The organism is Streptomyces sp. Da 82-17 (genome assembly GCF_046098215.1).
In the GTDB taxonomy this organism is placed as follows: Bacteria; Actinomycetota; Actinomycetes; order Streptomycetales; family Streptomycetaceae; genus Streptomyces.
This window is the reverse complement of the sequence record NZ_JBJURH010000005.1, coordinates 243,726-264,529: the sequence shown is the minus strand read 5'-3', so window position 1 is coordinate 264,529 and position 20,804 is coordinate 243,726. Positions and strand designations below refer to the sequence as shown.

Sequence of the window (20,804 nt, the reverse complement as noted above, 5' to 3'; positions counted from 1 at the left end):
TCGGCGTTCGGGGCTCAGGCTGGGCTCAGGCGCCGAGGTACGCGGTCAGCGCCTCCTCCAGCGGCCCGCCGTCACCGGCCCAGGCGATGTAGCCGTCGGGCCGCACCAGCAGGGCGGTGCCGGGCGCCTCGTCCACCGGCTCGGCCCGTACGATCCGCACCGCATGCGCCCGGTCCTGCGCGGCCTTCTCGTACTGCTCGACGGAGCCGTCGGCGGTGTCCGGGCCGAGCAGCAGGAGAAGCATCCGGCCGTCCCGCAGCAGACGGATCACGTCGGTCGGACCGTCCGGCGTGGTCAGGGCGAGGTTCGGCAGGAACGTGCCCTCGACCGCCGAGGCGTCGGCGGAGCGCGGCGGCAGCACGGTGTCCTGGGCGCTGATCATCGCGCCGAGGTACGCCCCGCCCCGCTCCTCGGGGAGCAACGCGCCGAACAGGCCGCGCAGTTCGTCGAGCCGCGCCTCGGGGTGCATGAGGGACACCTGTGCGCGGACGTTGACGACGACCCGTTCGGCGGCGGGGCGCCGCTCGGCGTCGTACGAGTCGAGGAGGCCGTCGCTCGCGGTGCCTCGCACGGTGGCGGCCAGTTTCCAGCCCAGGTTCAGGGCGTCGAGCAGCCCGGTGCTCAGGCCCTGCCCGCCGATGGGGAAGTGCAGATGCGCGGCGTCCCCGGCCAGGAGCACGCGCCCCTGCCGGTAGTCGCGCGCCACTCGCGCGTAGTCACTGAACCGGCTCAGCCACCGTGGGTCGCTCATGCCGAGCTCCCGGCCCATGATCTGCGACGCCTCGTCGCGCAGCTCCGCCAGAGTCAGGGGCCGCTCACGGTCGGCGTGGGTCCGGGAGAAGTTGACCGTACGGATGTGGGTCCTGCCGTCCGGGGCGTCCTTGGTGACGACCCAGCCGCGCGGCGTGCGATGCCATCCGGCCCGCAGCGCGCCCGGCTCGTCCAGGCGGACCAGGCCCATCATGGCGGAGAGGGTGGGCGCGTACGTGTCGCAGGCGAAGCCCGCCTGCTCGCGGACCGTGCTGTGCGCACCGTCGGCGCCGACGGCGTAGGCCGCCTCGACCTCCACGGCACCCTCCGGTCCCTCGGCGAACACCCTTACGCCGTCCGGCAGTTGGTCGATCCCGGTCACGCGGTGCTCGCGCAGCACCTCGGCCCCGTGGGCGCGGGCGCGGTCCTCGAAGTGCCGTTCCAGCTCGACCTGGGCCCGTTTGAGGACGGGTTCGGGCTCGCCCGCGGGCGCGGTGATGCGCAGCCCCGGAATGCCGGCGAAGTGGAAGGCGCTCGCGACCGGTCCCGCCGTGGGCGAGGGCGCGGGCAGATAGCCGCGCCGGGCCAACGTCTGCGTCGTCCGGGCGTGCAGGGTGGTGGCCTTGGGCCGCTCCGACGTGGCGGCCCGCCGTTCCAGCACCACCGCGCTCACGCCGTACGCGCCCAACTCGGCGGCGATCAGCATGCCGACCGGGCCTCCCCCGACGACGACCACATCCGCTCGTACCGGCGCTCGTAGCGGGGACGCCATCCGGAACTCCTCGTCTTCTGGGCTGCGTTGGTCCGGCTTGTGCTGTGACTGATCCACGATCCGCGCCGCGAGTATCGGCCAGAGGGCCTGGCCATGTCAGCCCGTTCGACGATCATTCGGCCCGGCCGGCGCCCGCTCTCTCGCCCAGCCCCTCGCCCAACCCCTCGAACAGCGCCGAGAACCCCTGCCCCCCGAACCCGTCCGCGATGCGGCGGTCCATCAGGGACTTGACCTCGCGCATGCGCGTCGTGTCGGCGCCGACGGACTCGCGGTGGGCGATCAGGTCGTCCATCAGGGCCGCCTGGACGGTGAGCGGGCCGAGGTCGGGGGCGTACGCGCCGTCCCGCACCGCCTCGCCCATCGACGTGAGCAGCGCCGGGTACGCGGGCAGCGAGCCGGCGACGCGGCCGGCGAAGTCGGCGACGTCCATGCCCTCCGCGCGGACGAGCCGGAGCGTGTGCAGGAAGCCGATGAGCAGTTCGTACGAGACCGCGACCTGGGCCATGAACTCCACGGCGGCGAGCCCGGCGTCCTCGCCGTGGTACGCGACGGTGCCGAGCAGCCGCAGCGTCTGCTCGTGGGCCTGGTACGCGCTCCGGGAGCCGCTGAACGGGAACAGGACGCGGTCCGTTCCGACGTACGGCGGGTCGCCCATGATCTTGCCGTCCAGGTACTCGGCGCCGTGCGCCCGGGCCCACTGCTCGACCGCGCGGGCCCGGGCGGGGGAGCCGCTGGTGAGGTTCACGACCACCTTGCCCGCGACCGCGGACTCGACGGCGGGCAGCACCTCGTCGACCGCCGTGCCGTCGAGCAGGCAGACCACGACGAGCGGGCTCGCCGCCACCGCCTGCGCGGCGGTCGGGGCGACCTCGGCGCCCGCCTCGGCCAGGGGCGCGGCCTTGCTCGCGGTGCGGTTCCAGACGGTGGTCGGGTGGCCGTGGGCCAGGAAGGTACGGGCGATCGCCGAGCCCATGGCGCCGAGGCCGAGGACGGTGACGGCGGGTCGGGTCGTGTTCGGCATGAGAGAACTCCCGGTTCAGAGTGAGGGAAGGGTGAGGAGTCAGACGAAGAAGCTGTCGTGGCGCAGGAAGAACTCCGCGCGTTCCTCCTCGGAGAGCTTGTCGAGCTCGGCGACGCCCTCGAAGTACTCCTCGCGGGGTGCGCCGGGGGCGAAGAGCATGAGCATGGAGGCGGGTGCGCCGGACTCGTTGCGGAAGGCGTGCAGTCCGCCCACGGGCACGTACAGGTAGTCGCCCGCGGTGGCGTCGATCCAGCGGCGGCCGTCGAACAGCCGCATGGTGCCGGAGAGGATGAAGAACGACTCCGACATGGCCCGGTGGAAGTGGGTGCTGGGACCGCCGAACTCGGGGCCCATGTCGACCCGGTAGAGGCCGTACTCGCCCTGCGTGGAGAGCGTCGTCGAGAGGTAGTGGTAGGCCGTGCCCGTGGCGCCGGGGGCGTCGTCGGGGGTGCGGCCGGGCGCGGTGACGAAGTCGGGATCGGCCGTGGCGGGCCTGAACTCGGCGTTGATCTCGCCGTTCTCGCCGAAGTAGCGGGGGTCGGGATAGGACACGGTCGCTCCTTGTACGTACGAGGGTGTGCGGGAGGAGTGAGGGCTCAGGCGGTGATGAACTCGCGGGTGAGCTCGACGAGTCGGGAGGGGTCGGCGAACCAGTCCATGTGCCCCTGGCCGGGGATCTCCACGAGGCGGCTGCCGGGGATCGCCGCGTGCAGCGCGCGGGAGCCCTCGACCGGGATCATGGCGTCGTCGCCGAAGCCGATGACCAGGGTGGGCGCGGTGATCGCGGGGAGGACGGCCCTGATGTCCACGTTCCCGCAGAGCTCGATCTGCCGGCCGATGCCCGCCGGGGGCCAGGCGTCGGCCAGCGACTGTTCCAGTCCCGCGTGGCCGAACCGGTCCAGGGCGGCGGCGCCGAACCCGGTCAGCGTGGCGAACCGTTTGAACAACTCCCGGTCCGCGCTGAGGAGTTGACGCCAGGTGTCGAAGTAGAAACGGTCCCGCGGCCCGGTGGAGTGGGTCCAGCCGCCGACGAGTATCAGACGCCGTACGAGTTCGGGGTGGGCGGCGGCGACCGTGGCCGCGCCGACCGCGCCGAGGGAGAAGCCGAGCAGGTCGACCGGGCCGTCGGTCGCGTCGCGGATCGCCGCAGCGATCTGCTCGGCGACGAGGCCGACGGTGAGTGCGCGGCCGTCGTCCTCGGTCAGGCCGCTGCCGCTGAACTCGGGCCGGATGACGGTGTGGGTGTCGGTGAAGTGCCGTACGACGTTGCCGAAGACCTTCTCGGAGTCGCCGCCGGCGCCGTGGACCAGGGCCAGGCCGGGCCCTCGGCCGTCGATGTCGTAGTGGACGCGGGTGCCGCGGACAGGGGTGAACGGCATGACACAACTCCTTGAGCGAGAGCTGATTAAGTGAGCGCTAAGCTAAACGGTAGTTGTGTGAGTGTCAATTAAATGAGCGCTAAGCTATTTGCTCGGACATGCAGTGGGAGCTCGGAGAGGTGGAGGCCATGGCGGACGGCAGGGTGGACGGAGCGGCACCGGTGGACGCGGTCGAGGCGGTGCTCGATCAGTGGCGCGGGGAGTGCCCCGACCTGGACTTCTCACCCATCGGCGTGGTCGGCCGGATCATGCGGCTGTCCCGGATCTGGGACAAGGAGATCAAGGGCTTCCTCGCCGAACACGGCCTGGAACCGGGCGAGTTCGACATCCTGTCGACGCTGCGGCGCTCGGGCGAGCCGTACGAGCTGACCGCCAAGACCTTCCTCAAGGCGTCCCTCGTCACCACCGGCGCGATCACCCTGCGCGTCGACCGCATGGCCGCCAAGGGCCTCGTCACGCGCGTGCCCGACGCCGCCGACCGGCGCTCCGTGCGCATCCGCCTCACCCCTCAGGGGCTGGAGACGATCGACCGCATCCTGCCCCTCCACCTCGCCAACGAGGCCCGCCTCCTGGAAGCCCTCGGCGCCGAGGACCGCGACCGGCTCGCCGGCACCCTCGCCGCGATGCTGCACGCCCACGGCGACACGGCCACGCGCTAGACCGCGGGGCCGGACCGCCCGGCCCCCGACCGCCGTTGACCTCAAGCGCACTTCACGTACAAGGATCGGACCATGACCATGAACACGGCACAGGACCAGACCCTGCTGATCTTCCGCAACACCATGCGCATCACCGACGGCCACCTCGACGGCTTCCGTGCGGCCATCGCCGACGCGGTCGACTTCGCCCGGCGGCACGGGCCGCAGCTCATGGTGGAGACGTTCGTCGACGAGGAGCGCATGCTGGCCCACAGCCTGCAGATCTACCGCGACTCCGACGCGGTCCGGCTGCACTGGAAGCTCGCCGACCCGTACATCCAGGAGGTCATGAAGCACTGCCGCGTCGAGCACTTCGAGGTCTTCGGCGAACCGGACGCCGACGTCCGCGAGGGCCTCCGCACCGGCCTCGGCGACCAGGCCCCGCCCAGTTACGCACCCCGTGCTGCGGGCTTCCTCCGCTTCGGGTCCTGACGGCCGGTGGAACAGTGGAATAGGCGTTCGGCCGCGGAAGTTGCCCCGGACATGTGGAGCAGTGAGCAACTCGACCTCGACGCCTACCTCGGCCACCTCGGCCTCGACACGGACCGCAAGCCCACCCTCGAAACGCTGCGCGCCCTGCAGCGCGCGCACGTGCTGAACCTGCGCTGGGACACCCTGGACAGCTTCCTGTACGGCGAGGTGCGGACCGATGTCGCGTCCGTGCAGGACAAGCTGCTGCGGCGGGGGAGGGGAGGCTACTGCTACGAGCATGTCGCCCTGTTCGCCGCCGTGTTGGAGAAGCTCGGCTTCCGTTTCACCGCCGTCTCGGGCCGCGTGCAGATCGGCGCCGACTCCACCACGCCCCGCCCGCTCACGCACGCCATGCTGATCGTGGAGGCGGACGGCGCCCGCTGGATGGCCGACGTCGGGTACGGCGCCAGCCCGCTGGAGCCCATCGAGCTGGTGGACGGCGCCCGCAGCGACGCGGGCCCGTGGCCGTACCTGCTGCACTGGCAGGACATCACCCACGGCTCGCCGGGCTGGGCCGTGCACGAACTGGAGAAGACGACCGGCGCGCTGGACAGGACGACCGGCGAGCCGGGCCCGACCGAGGGGCCGGAGGGCTGGGCCGTACGCCAGGTCTTCACGGAGACCCCGCAATACCCGATCGACTACGCGGTCGGCAACCACTTCGTGGCCACGCACCACCGCTCCCCGTTCGTCATACGCCCCTTCGTGCAGCGCATACGCACCGACCGGTACGACGCGCTGGACGCGACGGCCTGGACCACGGAACGCCCCGGCGCGGACCCGGTGAAGGAGACCGTCCGGCCGCAGGACGTGCCCGAACTGCTCGCCGAGGTCTTCGGGATCCGCACGGAGGCGGAGGAACGCGAACTGCTCGTCGCGCGCCTCGCCGAGCTGGAGAGGCCCGAGGTGTAGAGGCGCGCGTGACAGTGGCCGCAGCGACCCAAGCGACCGAAGTTCGAGCACTGCACGAAATCCGGCCCGAAAAGTCGATGGGTACCTGATCGGCACCGCTCTGACCAGCAACTATTTACCTCCAGGTACCTGGCGGCGTACCGTACTTCCATGCCCGCACTCAATGTGGAATTCAGCGACCAGGAGCTCGAGGAGCTGCGCGCGCTCGCGCAGGAGCGTGGTCTCACGATGAAGGCCGTCGTCCGCGAGGCGACCGCCGACAAGATCACGCTGCACCGCGCGCTGCGCGAGGCCGCCGGGGTCTTCCACACCACCTTCCACGACCGCGCCCTCGCCGAGGCCATCGCCGCCGCCGGCATCGACGACGGCCCGGCACGCACCACGACGGGACGGGCCGCCTGACCGATGCCGCCGGTCCTCCATGTCGACGTGCCCTGGCTCCTCCAGCAGCACGAGGCCGCCCTGCCCGACCAGCCGTACGTCGCGGACTTCTCCGCGCTCGTCGCCGCCGTCGCCCGGCACCGCGTCGACCCGCCGCGCCTCGGCGTCGACTCGGACGCGGCCTGGCGGGCGGCCGCCCTGCTGCAGACGCTCGTGCTGCTCAAGCCGCTGCCCGCGTACAACGTGCGGTTCAGCTGCGCCGTCGTGATCGCCTACATGCACGCCTCCGGCGAGGGCCTCGACGTGCCGTACGGCGAACTCGTCGAGCTCACCAAGGAACTCCTGGAGCTGAAGGCCGACATCTTCACCGCCGCCGACCGCATCCGCTCCTGGCGGGTCTGACCGCCCTCAGCCCGCGGACTGCTCCACGTACGCGGTCAGCTTCGCCAGGTTGGCGACGAACACCGCCGTGCTGATGCCGAGTTGCCCCTCGCGCGGCTCGTACGGGGGCTCCGCCGGCGGGTCCTGCGGGTTGTACGGGGAGGTGTCGCGCACATCGCCGACGTGCTTGCTCATGTACGCCTTCCCGTCGTACGGCTCCCGGCTGCCCGGACCCTCGTACGGGTTGGTGGTCGTCTCGAGGCGCGTCAGCCAGTGGTCGCGGTCGCCGAGGCCCGCGACCAGCCGGTCCGCCTCCGCGTCCGACACCGCGGGCAGCGGGAGCCGGGCGTCGCGCAGCAGGTCGGACAGCTGCAGGTCGCGTACCGAGAAGAAGCGGGGCAGCGGGATCGGCGCGCCGCCCTCGGCGAGCGGGGACCGCGCGGCCAGCTCGGCCGCCTCGCCCGGGGAGAGCGCGGCCAACTCCTCGTACTCGGCGCGCAGTCGGGGCACGTCCACGGTGCGGCCCGCGGAGTAGTGGCTCAGCGTCTCGCGGTGGTCGTGGTCGTGGTAGTACGCGCCGTTGCGGACGTTGGAGCCGAAGCGGTGCACGAACCGCGGGCGGTTGCTGCCCAGTTCGACGAAGGTCGGGTGGGTGCGCCCGGCGAGCAGCGGGTTCTCCGATATCTGACGCTCGGTCAACTCGCAGCTGTCCAGCCAGTCGAGGGCCTCCGGCACCCGCTCCAGGTAGGTGCGGTCGCCGGTCAGCCGGAAGTAGTGGAACAGCTGCTGGACGTTGGTCTGGGTGGTGTGCGTGGCGAGCGCGCGCGGCTCGTACGAACGGGCGCCCGCGGGTGACCCGGCCGGTCGGCCCCGCCGGTCCCGGGCGAGATGCTGCAGCCCCCAGCCGGCCTGAGGCTTCGCCTGCTGCATCCGCCGCAGACACTCCATGGCCCGCCGGACCGGGGCTCTCAACTCCCGCCTCCCCAGGGCGGATACGCACATCAGCAGAAACTTGATGTTCTCGCCGATCACGTCGTCGTTGAACGTGACGTGCTGCGTGTACTCGCCGTCCTCCATGCCGTGCGTCACGTCGCCCGGCAGCCAGCCGGGCCGCTCCTGTGGCCAGGGCGTGCGGCTGACCGAGCCGTGGTACGCGGGAAAGCGCTGCGGCCAGCCGCCGTCGGCGACCCCGCCCTCGAACTGGGCGTCCAGGACGAACCCGATCGCCCGCTCCAGGGCCCGCCCGATACGCCGGTCGCCGCGCTCCACGTACAGCCGCAGCAGCAGTTGCGCGGCGGCCGACGTGCCCGCGTCGTCGAACGTGGCGTTGCCGTAGTAATGCTGGAACTCCTCCAGGCGCCAGCCGTTCGCGCCGACCGTCTCGTACCACTCCTTCAGCGACTCCTCGCCCGCGAAGTCGTGCACGTAGTTCCAGCCGCCGCAGGGGAGTTGGGCCGCCACGAGCGCGAGCCCGGTGCGCTCGGCGGCCCGGTAGCACGCCTCGTCGCCGGTGGCGTGGTACGCGTCGAGGAGGCTGTGCCCCACGGACGGGGTGCCCGGCGGCTGCACCCAGCACATCGTCCGCCGGGCCCGCATCTCGCCCCATGTCGCGGACAGGTCGGGCAGGTAGTTCCACACGTACCCGCCCCGGTACGACACGGTCCCGTCCATGAACGCGACGGCCCGGCGGATGGCCCGGACGGCCTCGGACCGCCGCGCCTCGGCGGGAGCGGCGACCGCGACGCCCCCGCCCAACTGCGCCGCGGGCAGGGCGAGCAGCGGGGCGGCGGCGAGCCGGTGGAAGGTGCGGCGGGTGGGGTGCTTCATGCGCAGGGCCTTCCGTCCATGGACGTGAACTGGGCTGCGGAGTCCTGGAGTTGACCTAGGGGTCTGGTCCGGGCTCACCTCGGTGGAAGGTAATGGGCTCTGCAGTCCATGGACAAGTATGTGGACAGCATCTCTGTGGAAGAACTATGGCTGGGCGGCGGGCACTTCGAAGACGATCTCCCGCCCGTCCTCCTCGTCCCACTGCTCTCCGATCTCGGCGAAGCCGAAGCCCGCGATCGTCGCCAGGGACGCCGCGTTGTCGGGGGCGATGCTCGCCCGTACCGTCGTGACCTCGGGTTCGGTCGCCGCGCGGCGCAGGAGTTCGGTGAGCGTGGCGCGGGCGTATCCCCGGCGGCGGAACTCGGGGACGACGGCGTAGCCGATCTCGACCATGCCGGCGTCGTCGGGCGGGCCGTGGAACCCGGCGTGTCCGACGACGCGGCCCTCGTCGCCGACGACCGCCTGCCGCACCATCCACCGCGCGTGCGCGGGGTCGGCGGCCATCTGGTCGAGCCGGTACCGCCACAGCCAGCGGGCGCTGTCGGTCAGAAAGTACGCACCGAGCGCCACCCCCGCGACCTCCCCGGCGCGGTCCAGGTCCCCGTCGGACAGCGCGGCCATCGCCGCACCGGACAGCTCGACAAAGCGGATACGTTTCGGACTCGTCATCCGGGGATGCTCGCCGACGGGCGGTGGGGTGTCCAACGATTTGCAGGTGATCGAACCTTCACCCGCCTGCCAGGCCCTCGCCCAGTCGTACACCACCGGTGACGGCCGCACCGCCTTCCGCGTCACCGGCCTGACCATCACCCCGCACCCCGACCGCAGTCACACCCTCACGTACCGACTCGCCGTGTCGGACAACGGACTTGAGGGAGAGCAGTGGGAGTTCACCCTGCTCTGGGACGACAAGGCCTTCGCCGATGTCTTCGACGCCCCCGCCCCCGACCCCGAACGGCTGCGCCTGCTCGTCCACCTCGTCCGGGCCCTGCTGGAGGAGTGGTGGGACACCAAGGGGCACGACCGAGGCTCGGCGAAGATGGGGCGCCGGGTCGGGTGAGGGCTGCAGCACGCCTGCAACTCTCCTCGCCGCCGTTCCCCGCGCGCCAAGTCGGCCGCGCCGCAGTGCTGTTCGCGCCGCGCAGCTTCCAGGGCCCGTCTCCCCGATCTTCGTGGGCCCGCGACGCCCGGCACGCTCCCCCCCCCCAAGCTCTCGGCTCCGCTCAGCGGACGCGGTCGTAGACGAGGGCGATCTCGCCGAGGTCGCCGGTCTCCTGGCGGGCGACCTTCCACCGCGTGCCGGGCAGGCCGTCCTCGAACAGCCGCTGCCCGCCGCCGACGATCTCGGGGAACACCATCAGGTACAGCCGGTCGATCAGGTCGGCCCGCAGCAGCGGTTTGATGAGGCTGGGGCTGCTGTTGACGAGGATGTCGCCCTCGCCGGTGGCCTTGAGGCCGGCGACGACGTCCGCGGCGGGGGCGTTCACGATGCGGGCGTGCTCCCACGGCGCCTCGGCGAGCGTGCTGGAGAACACCAGCTTCTCGGTGTCGACCAGCCACTTCGCGTAGCCGCGGTCGCGCGGGTCGGCGTTCTCGTCGGCGGCGACCGTGGGCCAGTACCCGAGGAAGCCCTCGGCGTTGATCCGGCCGAGCAGGGCCGTCGTCGCGCCCTCCCAGATCCGGGTGAGGTGCTCGCGCGCGACCTCGGTGGTGGTGTACGGGGCGAAGGCGCCGAAGTCGGCGGGCCCGCCCGGGCCGTGGTACCGGCCGTCGAGGCTGAGGGCGATGTTCGCGGTCACGCGGCGTCCGGTGCTGTCGCTCATGTCCTGCTCCTGGTCCGGGAGTTGGGGTCGGTGGGCGGTGCTTCGTCGGCGAGGGCGGCGACGAGCTTGTCGAGGCTCTGCCCGAAGCCGATCTCGATGCCCGCGATGAAGTCGGCGGAGTCGACGGTGCTGTCGGTGATCCGCCAGTACGCGTCGAGGTCCGTGCCGCCGGTGTCCGTGGGCCGCAGGCGCAGTTCGACGTGGGCGGTGAAGGCGACGCTCCCGTCGGGCAGTACGGGCGAGAGCCGGTAGGCGAGGAGCTCGCCGGGCCGCACCTCCTCGACGGCGCCCTCCGCGCGGCCCACGACCTGGTCGGAGCCGTCGGCGTCCTCGGCGTCGCGGTACTCCTGGACGATCCGCCCGCCCGGCCGCGCCTCGAAGACCAGCTCGGAGACGCGCAGGTCGTCCGGCGTCCACCAGCGGGCGAGCAGCGACGTCTCGGTCAGATGGCGCCAGACCGAGGCGGGGCCTTCGGCCGTCGAGCGGTGGAACCGGAACGAGCGGCCGTCGGCCCACCCCGACTCCTCGGCGGCGAGCCGCTCGGCCAGGCGGGCCGTCTCGTACCGCTCGAACGTCGCGCGCGGGCCCTCGTCCTCCTCCACGCTGTCGGCGAGCCCGCTGAGCGCGGCGGCCAACTCCCGCAGCGGGCCCGGCCGGAGCGCGTAGATACGGCGCTGCCCGTTGCGGTGCGAGGTGACGATCCCGGCGCGTTCGAGGGTCTGCAGATGCTTGGTCGTCTGCGGCTGCCGAGCCTCGGCGAGCTGCGCGAGCACACCGACCGGCCGGGGCCGCTCGGCCAACAGCCCGACGAGCCGCCAGCGGACGGGGTCGGCCAGGGCGGTGAGGAGTGCGTCCATGGCTACGAGTATTCCCCGCAAAGAATATTCCTGTCAAGGAATAAGTTCGGATGGCTGGAGCGGTGCGCACAGGTCGGGCGGAAGCGGCCTCCCCGTCGGCGCAACGATCAACCACCCCCGCGCAACGAATGCGTGTTACCGGGCGGCCCCCGGTCCCGTAACCTCACTGCCCACGAGCGGCGGAGATCCCGAGCTCAGCGCTGCCACGGCCCCGTACGAGAGGCGCCGTCGCCCCCCCCCCAACACCCGTCCCCCTCGCAGGGGTTGAGCATGAAGCTGAGCCGAGGAGCACCGTCATGTCCAAGAACGTCGACCGCAGCCGCAGGACCGACCGAGGGCAAGCAGGCCTTCGACGACGAGCTGTGGGACGCCTGGGTCCGCGAGAACGGCCCCACCCCGACCCCCGGCGCCGTCGAGTTCACCCACTACGCGAAGGAGCGCGGCGTCGAGGTCTTCTACGTCTCCTCCCGCGACCAGGGCCCCGACACCCACCGGCTCGGCGTCGCCAACCTGCGCCACGCGGGCCCTAGGCCCTGTCCTCGAACTCCCGCCTGCCCCACGACGCCTGGCACGCACGCTCGCCGCGCCGGACAAAGGCCCAAGTAGCTCCGCTACGAGGACCTTTGCCCGGCACGCCGATCGCACGCACCAGACGCCGCAGGGCCGCCCTCCGGGCGACACCGGGAGTTCGAGGACAGGGCCTGGCCTTCGCCGACGACGCGCACGTGACGATGCTCCGTGACTCCTCCGACAAGGAGCCGGCGCAGCGGGACATCGCCGCCGAGTACGAGGTGATCGCGTACCTCGGCGACAACCTCAACGACTTCGCCCGCCGCTACTACGTCAAGTCCGTCACCGAACGGAAGGCACTCGCCACGCAGGACGCCGACCGCTTCGGCCGCGACTTCATCCTGTTCCCCAACAACACCGACGGCCACTGGATGCGCGCGATCTTCGGCGAGAGCGAGCCGGCCGACACCCCCGCCTACCGCGCCCGCATGCTGCAGGCGGCCCAGGGGCAGGTGACCTGAACTGCCGGTGAGGGGCGGGTAATTGGGGTCGGGGGCTCGGCGGCTCGCTCTCGTGCGCGGCTCAGTTCTCCAGCGCGTCCAGCACGGACTTCAGGTTGACGAACTTGAAGTTCGTGGCGTCCCGGTCCGGCTCGCCCGGCTTGTCGTCGCCGTCCTGGACGACGAGCAGACCGTCGGGGTACTTCGCGCCGAGCGGCTCGTTGAGGACGGCGGCGCCGTCGCTCTCCTCGGCGGCGTCCAGGGTGTCCGAGGCGGCGCCCACGGTGAACCCGCCCTCGTACTCGTTGTCCTCGGTGAGCTCCCGGTCGTAGGCCGCGAAGCTGTTGTCGCCCTGGCTGGAGGCGAGGAGGTAGCCGTCCCCGTCCTCCTCGTGCAGGAGCGTGAGGCCCTCGACGTCGGCGGAGACGCGGGTGCCGCCGTAGCCCGGGTCCTCGCCCGGCGTGCACTCCTCGGTCGCCGGGTCGTACGTGCCGGGCACGCCGAACTCCCGTACCTTGTCGACGAGTTGGGGCGTGCCGCCGAGGTCGGCGTCGATCCGCCAGATGCCGACGTCCTCCTGGCCCGCGTACAGCGTGCCGTTCTCCGGGTCGACCACCATGCCCTCGACCTGCGGCAGCTCGTCCGGCTCGGCGCACGGCGTCCAGGACGTGCCGTTCGGCAGCTTGAACGATGAGGGCAGTTCGAGGGTGCGGACCTTGCGGTACGAGACGGTGCCGTCGGCGGCCGGGGTGAGTTCGAGGAGGGTGACGGCGGTGCGCTCGCGTTGGCTCACCGCCGCGTACGACCGGCCGCTCGTGGGGTCGGTCCAGGTGGCGAGGCCGTACGCGGTGCGCTGCTCGTTGACCTCCTCCTGCGAGGCGGAGAAGACGGTGGGCGCGGAGCCGGCGGTGACGTCGGTGAGCGGGGCGTCGGCCTTCGTGCCGTCGATGCGGTAGATCCGCAGCTTGTCGCTGCCGCGGTCGCTCGTCACCGCCAAGTCGGCCTTGCCCGCGCCGAGTTGGACGCCGTGCACCAGGTCGACGTTGTTGAACCGGCCGGGCGCGTCGTCCGGGCCGGGGGCCGCGGGCGCGGGGATGGACTGCACCTCGCGCGCGTCGAGGTCGTACACCCGCAGCCCGCCCTCCTTGGCGGTCGCGACGACGAGACTGCGGTCCGGGTCGGCCGGGTTGCGCCAGATCGCCGGGTCGTCGGCGTCGGCGTTGCCGCCCGCCTCGTCGTCGTACACGGCCGGAGTCTCCGCGCTCGGGCGCACGCCGGGCAGTGCGCTCCCGGCGGTGGCCGTGGCGGTGGCGACGGCGGCGTTCGGCACGGCCGCGGCGGCGAGCACGGCGAGCGCCGAGACGAGCCCGAGGCGGCCGAGCGTCGTGCGGGCCCTGTGGGGGTGAGCCATGAAAGGTCCTCTCCTGTCGCGAACATGGCAGCCCTCACGCTGCTGTCGCGTTGTGAAGGGCTCCCCTGAGCCGGGCGACGCTGAGGGGCCCGGGGCGTGAACAGGCGGGTGGGGGAGGGGTGTTGGCGGTCACCGGCGCCCGCGTTGCCGCCGACCCCGCCCCACCAGGCAGACTTCGGGGCGGCACGGGGGCGACAACCGAAGAAGGGCCGTATGACCGGGTACGACGACGAGGGTTCCGTGGCCGCGCGGCTGGCGCGGTGCGGGCCCGCGGGGCAGGAGCGGGTGCTGCGGGAGCGGGGCGCGGAGGTGGCCGCCGAGATGGCCGACGGGTTCACGCGCCGGCACCCGGAGATGGCGGCGCGGACGGGGGTCGCGCGCCGGCAGCTCGTCGCACTGGCGGCGTGCGCGGCCGTGCTGCTCGTCGCGCTGGTCGCCGTGCCGTTCGTGCTGCTCATGGTGCTGACCGTGCTGGTCGTCGGACACAGCCTGCTCAACGCGGTGTTCGTGCTGGCCGGACTGGCGGGCGAACGCGACGGGCCGACCGCCGCCCCGCCGCTCCCGGACGCCGAACTCCCCACGTACACCGTGCTCGTGCCCGCCTACCGGGAGGCCGAGGTCATCGGCGGCCTGGTGCGGCACCTCGCGCGGCTCGACTACCCCGCGCACCTCCTCGACGTGCAGATCCTCGTCGAGCGGCACGACCCGGACACCGCGCGGGCGGTACGCGCCGCGGATCCGCCGCCGTACGTACGGATCGTCGAACTCCCGCCGGGGCCGCCGCAGACGAAGCCCCGGTCGGTGAACCTGGGGCTGATGCTCGCCCGCGGCGAACTCGTCGTCATCTTCGACGCCGAGGACCGGCCCGAGCTCGACCAACTCCGGCGTGCGGCGGCGGAGTTCGCCCGTGATCGACGCCAAGGGGGCGGCGGACACGGCGAGTTGGCCTGCGTACAGGCCCGGCTGCTGTTCCAGAACGCCGCCACCAACTGGCTGACCCGGCAGTTCGCCCTCGAATACGCCATGCGGTACACCCTCGCCCTGCCCGGCCTCGCCCGGCTGCGGCTGCCGATCCCGCTCGGCGGCACCAGCAACCACTTCCGCACCCGCCTCCTGCGCGACCTCGGCGGCTGGGACGCCTGGAACGTCACCGAGGACGCCGACCTCGGCATGCGCTGCGCGGCCCTCGGCTGCCGCACCACCACGATCACGTCGGTGACCTGGGAGGACGCACTCGACACCGTCGCCCCGTTCATCCGCCAGCGCACCCGCTGGTTCAAGGGATTCCTGCTCACCGCGCTGGTGCACACCCGCCGCCCCCTCCGGGCCGTACGCCGCTTCCGGCCCTCCGGCATGCTCGTACTCCTCGGCGTGGTGGCGAGCGCGCCGGTCACCGCGATGCTGCAGCCGCTCGTCGCGGCGCTCACCGTCGTCGGCCTGTGCGGCTGGTCCTGGTCGCCGACGGGCGGCGCGCTCCTCGCCCCCGCCCTGGTCGCGCAGGTCGCGTCGGCCGGGCTGTGGATCGGGACGATGTACGTGGCGGCCCGCCGTGCGCCTGCCGAGGCGGCCGTCGCTCCCCGGCACGCCCTGCTCACGCCCCTCTACTCGGTGCTGTGGTGGGCGGCGGCCTGGCGTGCCGCGTACCAGCTGGTGACGTCCCCGTTCACGTGGGAGAAGACCCCGCACAAGCCGTCGGGCCCGGGGGCGACGGTCACAGGTTCGTCCCAGAACCCGTCGAGGGAGGAGCGCTTTCCGCTCGCCGGGTAGCCAACTGGTCGGTAGCGTCAGTGAGTTGGCACGCGTACGACGGCAAGGCATGCACAGCACGCACGGCACCGCACCGCACCGCACCTCCGAACCTCACCGATCGACGACGGAAGAGGAACCGATGATGCGCCCCCACAAGCTCACCCTCACCGCCCTCGCCCTCGCCGCAGGCCTCGCGCTCACCGCCTGCGAGGGCACCCAGGGCGCCGCCGGCACGGGCGACCAGGCCGACTCCCCGGCCTCGTCGGAGCGTTCGACCGACCCGGCGGGGGACGGCGGCTCGTCCCAGGAGAACGAGGAGAACGAGGAGAACCCGAAGAACCCGGAGAAGCCGGGCGGCCAGGAGGACCCGAAGCCCGACGACCCGAGCGGCGACCCCGGCGACGGGAACGGCGACACCGCCCCCACCGGCATTTGCAAGACCGCCGACCTGGACTTCCGCACGGCCCCCGGCATGGCCGAGGGAAACCTCATGGTGGTCCTCAAGAACACCGGCGGCACGTGCACGTTCAAGGGCTTCCCCGGCGTCGACCTCAAGACGGACGGCTCCGGCACCATCAGCGCCGCGCGCAGCGGCATCCCCGCCCCGTCCGTCGTCGTGCGCACCGGCGAGGAGAGCCGCTTCACCCTGCATTTCCCGCGCAACGACTCCGGCGGCTCGGGCGTGCACATCACCGGCCTCGTCGTCACTCCGCCCGACGAGACCCACTCCAAGACCCTCCCGGTCGACCTCACCATCCCTGCCACGGACGGCTCGGGCCGGCCGGTCACGGTCGACCCGGTGGGGACGGGCAAGCAGTGAGGAAGGGGCGGGCGCCCGACCGGACGCCCGCCCCCGCTCACGCCTCCGCGTCGGCTCAGCCGTACTTCTTGGGCCGGTACGCGTCGTACTCGTCAGCGCCGATGCCGTAGCTGCGCACGCTGCGGTCGGTGCCGTAGCCGCCGCGCTGCTCGTAGGCGACGTACGACTTGCGGGCGCTGCTCGTCCACTTGACGAAGATGACGACGTGGCGCGTGGTGTTCGTGCCGTTGGCGTCGATGATCAGGTCGCCCTTGCGCAGCGACGACATCTTGATCTTCCGCGTGTACGTGCTGGAGGCGAGGCCCACCGTGTTCGGCCCCGGCTTCGGCAGCTGCAGCGCCATGCTCACGTACCCCGAGCAGTCGGTGCGGTAGCCGCCCCAGGTCTTCGTCTGGCTGTAGGGCACCCGCTGCCCGTCGTTCGCCGTCAGCCACCGCTTGGCCCGCGCGATGGTCGTGTCCCGGCTGTACGCGGTCGCGCCGACCTCGCCCTGAACGGCGACGGTACGGGCCTTCCCGGCCGGGGCCACGTCCTGCGCCTGCGCCTGTGCCTGCGTCGCGAGCAGCGGGGTGACGAGCGCGGCTGCCAGCCCAACAGGCAGTACCGCGCGAAGAGTTCGCTTCATGAGAGTCCTCGTGGGGGTAGGAAGAACCCCGCCGGGCACGCCGAGCCACCGCATTCCCCCGACGGAGCGGAAGCCTGCGGCGGCCGCTTGTCCATGCGCGTAGAACACTGTCCTGTGTGGGCATGAACGCGTCAAGAGGAATGATGTCAACCACTTGTGCGGCCCGTTTCCGGCCCCATTTCCGGGTGCGGCTACCCCGTGACCGCCTCCACCGCCTCCACCACCGCCCCCGCGAGGGCATGGTTCTCCGGACCCGCCCCGAAGCCCGACGGGAAGCCGAAGCGGCGGCGGGTGTAGGCGTAGGCCAGGCCGTGGGCGGGGTCCGCGAAGGCGAGGGAGCCGGTGGCGCCGCTGTGGCCGAAGGCGTCCGGGCCGAGGAAGGGGTAGCGGCCGGACAACTCCTCGAAGCCCAGGCCGAAGACGTCCTCGTTGCCGGTGACGAGGTCGGTGCCGCGGTAGTGGACGCGGGCGAACTCCCTGACGGTTTCCGGCTTCAGGAGCGGCGGCCTGCCGTCCACCTCGCTGATCGCCGCCGCGTACATCCCCGCCACGCCCCGCGCGGTGCCGACTCCGCCGGACGACGTGGGGCCGAGGGCCCGTACGGCACGGGTGTTGGCGAAGGCGACCACGTCGGTGGGCGGGGTCGCGTGCTGGTTGAAGGCGACGGCCTCGATGCTGTCCGGGGCGGCCCCGCCGGCCACGAGCCGCCGGGCCTCCTCCGCGGTGGGCACCAGCGGCAGCACGTCCGCGTGGCGCGCTTCGAGCTCCTCGGGCAGGCCCAGGTGGAAGTCGAGCCCGTACGGCTTGCGGATGCGTTCCTCGTAGTGCTCCTGGATGGAGCGGCCCGTCGCCCGCCGGACGACCTCGCCGGTCAGGGCGCCGATGACGAAGCCGTGGTAGCCGTACGCCGTTCCCGGCTTCCAGAACGGCCGCTGCCCGGCGAGCCGCGCGGCCATCAGCCGGTCGTCGGCCAGCTCCTCGGTCGTGAAGCCGCCGTCCACGCCGACGACCCCGGAACGGTGCGCGAGCAGCTCACGCAGGGTGAGCCGGTCCTTGCCCTCGGCCCCGAACTCCGGCCAGTACGCGGCCACTCGGCGGTCCAGGTCGAGGACGCCGTCCTGCACCAGGAGCGCGACCACGAGGTGCGCGGCGCCCTTGGTGATCGAGTAGACGCCGGTCAGGGTGTCCGCTTCGGTGCCGGGACCGCCCCACAGGTCGACCACCCGGCGCCCGTCCACGTGCACCACGAGCTGGGCCTCCGGAGCGTCCCGCGCCGCGTCGAGCACCGCCGCGAACGCGTCCCGTACGCCCTCGAAGCCCGCCGCCACACTGCCGTGCACCTGCCCGTCGCCGCCCGCCATGGCCCCGTCCCCTCGTCGTCGTCCACACATCGGCCGAGGGCCACAACAGCGGTACGGGGGAGGGCATTCCCGAGCGAAGAGCGAAGAGCGACGAGCGGGGGCGGGTCCGGTTTCCGCTCAGCGACCGGGCCTGGTCAACTCCTCGCGTTCCACGCCCAGTTCACGTGCCAGTGCCTCGTCCGTCCAGCGGAGCATCGTCGTGCGGGGGAGGGAGCCGGCGTAGGCGGTCATCTGGACGGCGAGGCCGTCGAGGAGGGCGGTGAGGCGCCAGGCCGTGGTCGAGGGGTCGTCGCAGTGGAACTCGCCCGCGGCCACGCCCTCCGCGATGACCTCCGCGAGGGCCGCCTTCCACTGCTGGTCCAGCTCGCGGGCGACGTCGCGCAGGGCCGGGTCGCGCAGGGAGGCCGCCCAGCCCTCGATCCACACCCGCCAGCCCTTGGCCTGGCCCGTCGGCGCGTACCAGCGCACCGCCGCCCGCAGTCGGCGCAGGGCGGTCGTGCGGCGGCCGAGGAGTTTGCGCAGGTGGGCCAGATCGCCCTCGGCGGCGTACGCGTAGGCCGCGGCGACCAGCTTCTCCTTCGTCGCGAAGTGGTAGAGGACGAGGGCGTTGCTCACCGAGAGCGCCGAGGCGACGTCGGCGATGCGCACCGAGGCGACGCCGCGGGTGTCGATCTGCTCGACCGCCGCGCGCAGGATCTCCTCGCGCCGCTGCTCCACACTCAACCGGACTCGTGCCACCCGGCAACCCTACACAGCGCCGCCCGCGCAAGGCCTCGCGTCGGCGCTGCGCGATCCCTTGACAGCGCGCCGCGCCGGGTTCACAGTCCCCTTTACTGACTGGCTGTTCAGTCAGTGCGCAGCGCTGCAGCTTGTACGCACGTCCCCGTACGAACTCCCCCTCGTACGCCCCCGTACGAACCCCCGTACCGCTCGCCGCCGTAGGAGTCAGCCCGTGACCCAAGCAGCTTCCGGACCCGTGACAGGGGCCGCGCCGCAGACGCCCAGAGCCGCCGAGGCCCCGGACCTCTCCGAGGGGTGGGACGAGCAGCGCGGCAGGCTCCGCAAGGACCTGAAACGCCTGGACGTCCTGTTCTTCCTCATCTGCACGCTGGTCGGCCTCGACACCATCGGCTCGGTCGCCGCGCAGGGCCCGCAGGGGCTGACCTGGATGGCGATCCTCGCCGTCGCGTTCTTCCTGCCGTACGGGCTGCTCGTCGCCGAACTCGGCTCCGCGTTCCCGGTGCAGGGCGGGCCGTACGTGTGGACGCGGCTCGCCTTCGGGCGGCTCACCGCGGGCGTCAACCAGATCCTGTACTGGATCTCCAACCCGGTGTGGGTGGGCGGCAGCCTCTGCATCATCGCCCTGTCCACCTGGGAGGAGTTCTTCACGCCGCTGCCCGGGCTGTGGAAGTACGTCGCCGGGCTCGTGTTCATCTGGGGCGGCGCGCTGACGGTCGTGCAGTCCGTACGGGTCGGGAAGTGGGTGCCGATCGCCGGGGCGCTCGCGCGGATCGTGCTGCTCGGCTTCTTCCTGGTGTCGGTGGTGGTGTTCGCCTTCCAGAACGGCGTGCACACCCTTCCCGCAAGCGAGTTCACGCCCACCTACGTCGGCTTCGTCGCCCTCGTCCCCGTCCTCATCTTCAACTTCGTCGGCTTCGAACTGCCCAGCTCGGCCTCCGAGGAGATGAAGAACCCGCGCCGCGACATCCCCCTCGCGATCCTCCGCTCCGGGCTCGCCTCGCTCGTCCTGTACGGCGCGCCGATCCTCGGCATCCTCTTCGTCCTGCCGGGCGACGACATCGGCAGCCTCGGCGGCTTCATCGACGCCTGCAAGGCCGTGTTCACGGTGTACGGGGGCTCCATCGCCGCCGACGGCACGGTCACGCTCACCGGGGCGGGCGCGGTGTTCGGCGGGATCGCCGCCGCGGGCCTCATCATCGGCCTGCTGACCAGCGGCGTCGCCTGGGCCATGGGCGCCCACCGGGCCCAGGCGGTGGCCTGCGCGGACGGGGCGGGACCGGCCTGGCTCGGCGTGATCTCCGAGAAGCACGGCACGCCGGTCCGGGTCAACATGCTCTCCGCCGTCCTCGCCTCGCTGCTGTTCGTGGTCGCGCTCAACCTGACCGAGGGCGACGGCGAGAAGTACTTCGCGGCGGGCCTCGGCCTGACGATCAGCACGACGTTCATCTCGTACGTCATCACCTTCCCGAGCCTGGTGGTGCTGCGCCGCAAGTACCCCGACGTGAACCGTCCGTACAGCGTGCCCGGCGGGCGGTTCGGCGTATGGCTGGTGACGCTGCTCGCGACCGGGTTCGTGGCGTTCACGGTGGTGGTGCTGGTGTGGCCGGGCTTCGGCGTCGGCTGGTTCGGCACGGAGGGCTCACCGGCGGACTCCCTGCCCGAGTCCTTCGCGGGTGAGCGGCTCGCGTACACCCTGACGCAGGTGGTGCCGTTGGCGCTGTTCGTGGGGGTGGGGCTGGCGTTCCACGCGGTGGGTTCGCGCCGGCTGCGGCGCGGCGGCCAGGGCCAGTCGTTCGGACCAGGCTCATGAAGTGA

At 72.3% G+C, this 20,804-nt stretch carries 23 protein-coding genes; 11 read left to right on the top strand and 12 right to left on the bottom strand.

From position 1 onward, the window contains the following. Nucleotides 1-25: 25 nt before the first annotated feature. The 4 genes from ACIDOF_RS11020 to ACIDOF_RS11005 are packed head-to-tail and all read right to left on the bottom strand — an operon-like array spanning nt 26 to nt 3,922. On the bottom strand, nt 26-1,579 hold the full coding sequence (locus tag ACIDOF_RS11020; protein ID WP_409005603.1) for an FAD-dependent monooxygenase: 1,554 nt from the start codon (nt 1,577-1,579) through the stop codon (nt 26-28). 55 nt (nt 1,580-1,634) lie between these two features. Beyond that, complete coding sequence (locus tag ACIDOF_RS11015; RefSeq protein ID WP_409005602.1) at nt 1,635-2,543, bottom strand: NAD(P)-dependent oxidoreductase; 909 nt, start codon at nt 2,541-2,543, stop codon at nt 1,635-1,637. Nucleotides 2,544-2,582: 39 nt separating this feature from the next. Continuing rightward, a complete protein-coding gene (locus ACIDOF_RS11010) occupies nt 2,583-3,095 on the bottom strand; it encodes a cupin domain-containing protein (RefSeq protein ID WP_409005601.1) in 513 nt (170 codons plus the stop codon). A gap of 44 nt (nt 3,096-3,139) precedes the next feature. After that, nucleotides 3,140-3,922 (bottom strand): alpha/beta fold hydrolase, encoded by a 783-nt coding sequence (locus ACIDOF_RS11005; protein WP_409005600.1) that lies wholly within the window; start codon nt 3,920-3,922, stop codon nt 3,140-3,142. 128 nt (nt 3,923-4,050) lie between these two features. Here ACIDOF_RS11005 and ACIDOF_RS11000 point away from each other — a divergent pair, with 128 nt between their 5' ends. From ACIDOF_RS11000 to ACIDOF_RS10980, 5 genes are all read left to right on the top strand, one after another. Further along, nucleotides 4,051-4,581, top strand: a complete 531-nt coding sequence (locus tag ACIDOF_RS11000) for a MarR family winged helix-turn-helix transcriptional regulator (protein WP_409005599.1) — start codon at nt 4,051-4,053, stop codon at nt 4,579-4,581. A gap of 72 nt (nt 4,582-4,653) precedes the next feature. Continuing rightward, nucleotides 4,654-5,052: a hypothetical protein gene (locus tag ACIDOF_RS10995; protein WP_409005598.1), complete on the top strand. Its 399-nt coding sequence runs from the start codon at nt 4,654-4,656 to the stop codon at nt 5,050-5,052. A gap of 51 nt (nt 5,053-5,103) precedes the next feature. Continuing rightward, nucleotides 5,104-6,003, top strand: a complete 900-nt coding sequence (locus ACIDOF_RS10990) for an arylamine N-acetyltransferase family protein (RefSeq protein WP_409005597.1) — start codon at nt 5,104-5,106, stop codon at nt 6,001-6,003. Nucleotides 6,004-6,153: 150 nt separating this feature from the next. Continuing rightward, nucleotides 6,154-6,405, top strand: coding sequence for a hypothetical protein (locus ACIDOF_RS10985; protein WP_409005596.1), 252 nt, complete (start codon nt 6,154-6,156; stop codon nt 6,403-6,405). A 3-nt stretch (nt 6,406-6,408) separates the two neighbouring features. Further along, complete coding sequence (locus ACIDOF_RS10980) at nt 6,409-6,786, top strand: toxin Doc (protein ID WP_409005595.1); 378 nt, start codon at nt 6,409-6,411, stop codon at nt 6,784-6,786. 6 nt (nt 6,787-6,792) lie between these two features. On the opposite strand, the gene ACIDOF_RS10975 is transcribed toward ACIDOF_RS10980, so the two are convergent. Together ACIDOF_RS10975 and ACIDOF_RS10970 are read right to left on the bottom strand one after the other, a co-directional pair. Beyond that, nucleotides 6,793-8,592 (bottom strand): pectate lyase, encoded by a 1,800-nt coding sequence (locus ACIDOF_RS10975; RefSeq protein WP_409005594.1) that lies wholly within the window; start codon nt 8,590-8,592, stop codon nt 6,793-6,795. Nucleotides 8,593-8,736: 144 nt separating this feature from the next. Then, the gene (locus ACIDOF_RS10970) at nt 8,737-9,261 is read right to left on the bottom strand and encodes a GNAT family N-acetyltransferase (RefSeq protein WP_409005593.1); all 525 of its coding nucleotides are present in this window, start codon (nt 9,259-9,261) and stop codon (nt 8,737-8,739) included. A gap of 46 nt (nt 9,262-9,307) precedes the next feature. On the opposite strand from ACIDOF_RS10970, the gene ACIDOF_RS10965 reads away from it, so the two are divergent. Next, the gene (locus ACIDOF_RS10965) at nt 9,308-9,652 is read left to right on the top strand and encodes a hypothetical protein (RefSeq protein WP_409005592.1); all 345 of its coding nucleotides are present in this window, start codon (nt 9,308-9,310) and stop codon (nt 9,650-9,652) included. Nucleotides 9,653-9,815: 163 nt separating this feature from the next. Here the strand turns inward: ACIDOF_RS10965 and ACIDOF_RS10960 are convergent, their stop codons facing one another. Both ACIDOF_RS10960 and ACIDOF_RS10955 read right to left on the bottom strand, forming a co-directional pair. Further along, complete coding sequence (locus ACIDOF_RS10960; RefSeq protein ID WP_409005591.1) at nt 9,816-10,415, bottom strand: dihydrofolate reductase family protein; 600 nt, start codon at nt 10,413-10,415, stop codon at nt 9,816-9,818. After that, nucleotides 10,412-11,272: a metalloregulator ArsR/SmtB family transcription factor gene (locus tag ACIDOF_RS10955; RefSeq protein ID WP_409005590.1), complete on the bottom strand. Its 861-nt coding sequence runs from the start codon at nt 11,270-11,272 to the stop codon at nt 10,412-10,414. The genes ACIDOF_RS10960 and ACIDOF_RS10955 overlap by 4 nt, the downstream gene beginning before the upstream one ends. A gap of 270 nt (nt 11,273-11,542) precedes the next feature. On the opposite strand from ACIDOF_RS10955, the gene ACIDOF_RS10950 reads away from it, so the two are divergent. Both ACIDOF_RS10950 and ACIDOF_RS10945 read left to right on the top strand, forming a co-directional pair. Continuing rightward, entirely contained in the window at nt 11,543-11,878 is a 336-nt protein-coding gene (locus ACIDOF_RS10950; RefSeq protein ID WP_409005589.1) for an HAD family acid phosphatase, read from the top strand. A gap of 119 nt (nt 11,879-11,997) precedes the next feature. Continuing rightward, complete coding sequence (locus ACIDOF_RS10945) at nt 11,998-12,303, top strand: hypothetical protein (protein WP_409005588.1); 306 nt, start codon at nt 11,998-12,000, stop codon at nt 12,301-12,303. 61 nt (nt 12,304-12,364) lie between these two features. On the opposite strand, the gene ACIDOF_RS10940 is transcribed toward ACIDOF_RS10945, so the two are convergent. Beyond that, on the bottom strand, nt 12,365-13,693 hold the full coding sequence (locus tag ACIDOF_RS10940) for a phytase (protein WP_409005587.1): 1,329 nt from the start codon (nt 13,691-13,693) through the stop codon (nt 12,365-12,367). 213 nt (nt 13,694-13,906) lie between these two features. Here ACIDOF_RS10940 and ACIDOF_RS10935 point away from each other — a divergent pair, with 213 nt between their 5' ends. Both ACIDOF_RS10935 and ACIDOF_RS10930 read left to right on the top strand, forming a co-directional pair. Continuing rightward, nucleotides 13,907-15,460, top strand: coding sequence for a glycosyltransferase family 2 protein (locus ACIDOF_RS10935; RefSeq protein ID WP_409005586.1), 1,554 nt, complete (start codon nt 13,907-13,909; stop codon nt 15,458-15,460). Between the two features lie 124 nt (nt 15,461-15,584). Next, entirely contained in the window at nt 15,585-16,262 is a 678-nt protein-coding gene (locus tag ACIDOF_RS10930) for a DUF4232 domain-containing protein (protein WP_409005585.1), read from the top strand. A 55-nt stretch (nt 16,263-16,317) separates the two neighbouring features. On the opposite strand, the gene ACIDOF_RS10925 is transcribed toward ACIDOF_RS10930, so the two are convergent. The 3 genes from ACIDOF_RS10925 to ACIDOF_RS10915 form a co-directional block, all read right to left on the bottom strand. Then, nucleotides 16,318-16,887 (bottom strand): NlpC/P60 family protein, encoded by a 570-nt coding sequence (locus ACIDOF_RS10925; RefSeq protein WP_409005584.1) that lies wholly within the window; start codon nt 16,885-16,887, stop codon nt 16,318-16,320. A gap of 191 nt (nt 16,888-17,078) precedes the next feature. After that, complete coding sequence (locus tag ACIDOF_RS10920) at nt 17,079-18,248, bottom strand: serine hydrolase domain-containing protein (RefSeq protein ID WP_409005583.1); 1,170 nt, start codon at nt 18,246-18,248, stop codon at nt 17,079-17,081. 117 nt (nt 18,249-18,365) lie between these two features. Next, complete coding sequence (locus tag ACIDOF_RS10915; protein ID WP_409005582.1) at nt 18,366-18,986, bottom strand: TetR/AcrR family transcriptional regulator; 621 nt, start codon at nt 18,984-18,986, stop codon at nt 18,366-18,368. A 214-nt stretch (nt 18,987-19,200) separates the two neighbouring features. Here ACIDOF_RS10915 and ACIDOF_RS10910 point away from each other — a divergent pair, with 214 nt between their 5' ends. Beyond that, nucleotides 19,201-20,799: an APC family permease gene (locus tag ACIDOF_RS10910; protein ID WP_409005581.1), complete on the top strand. Its 1,599-nt coding sequence runs from the start codon at nt 19,201-19,203 to the stop codon at nt 20,797-20,799. The last annotated feature ends 5 nt before the right edge of the window (nt 20,800-20,804 follow it).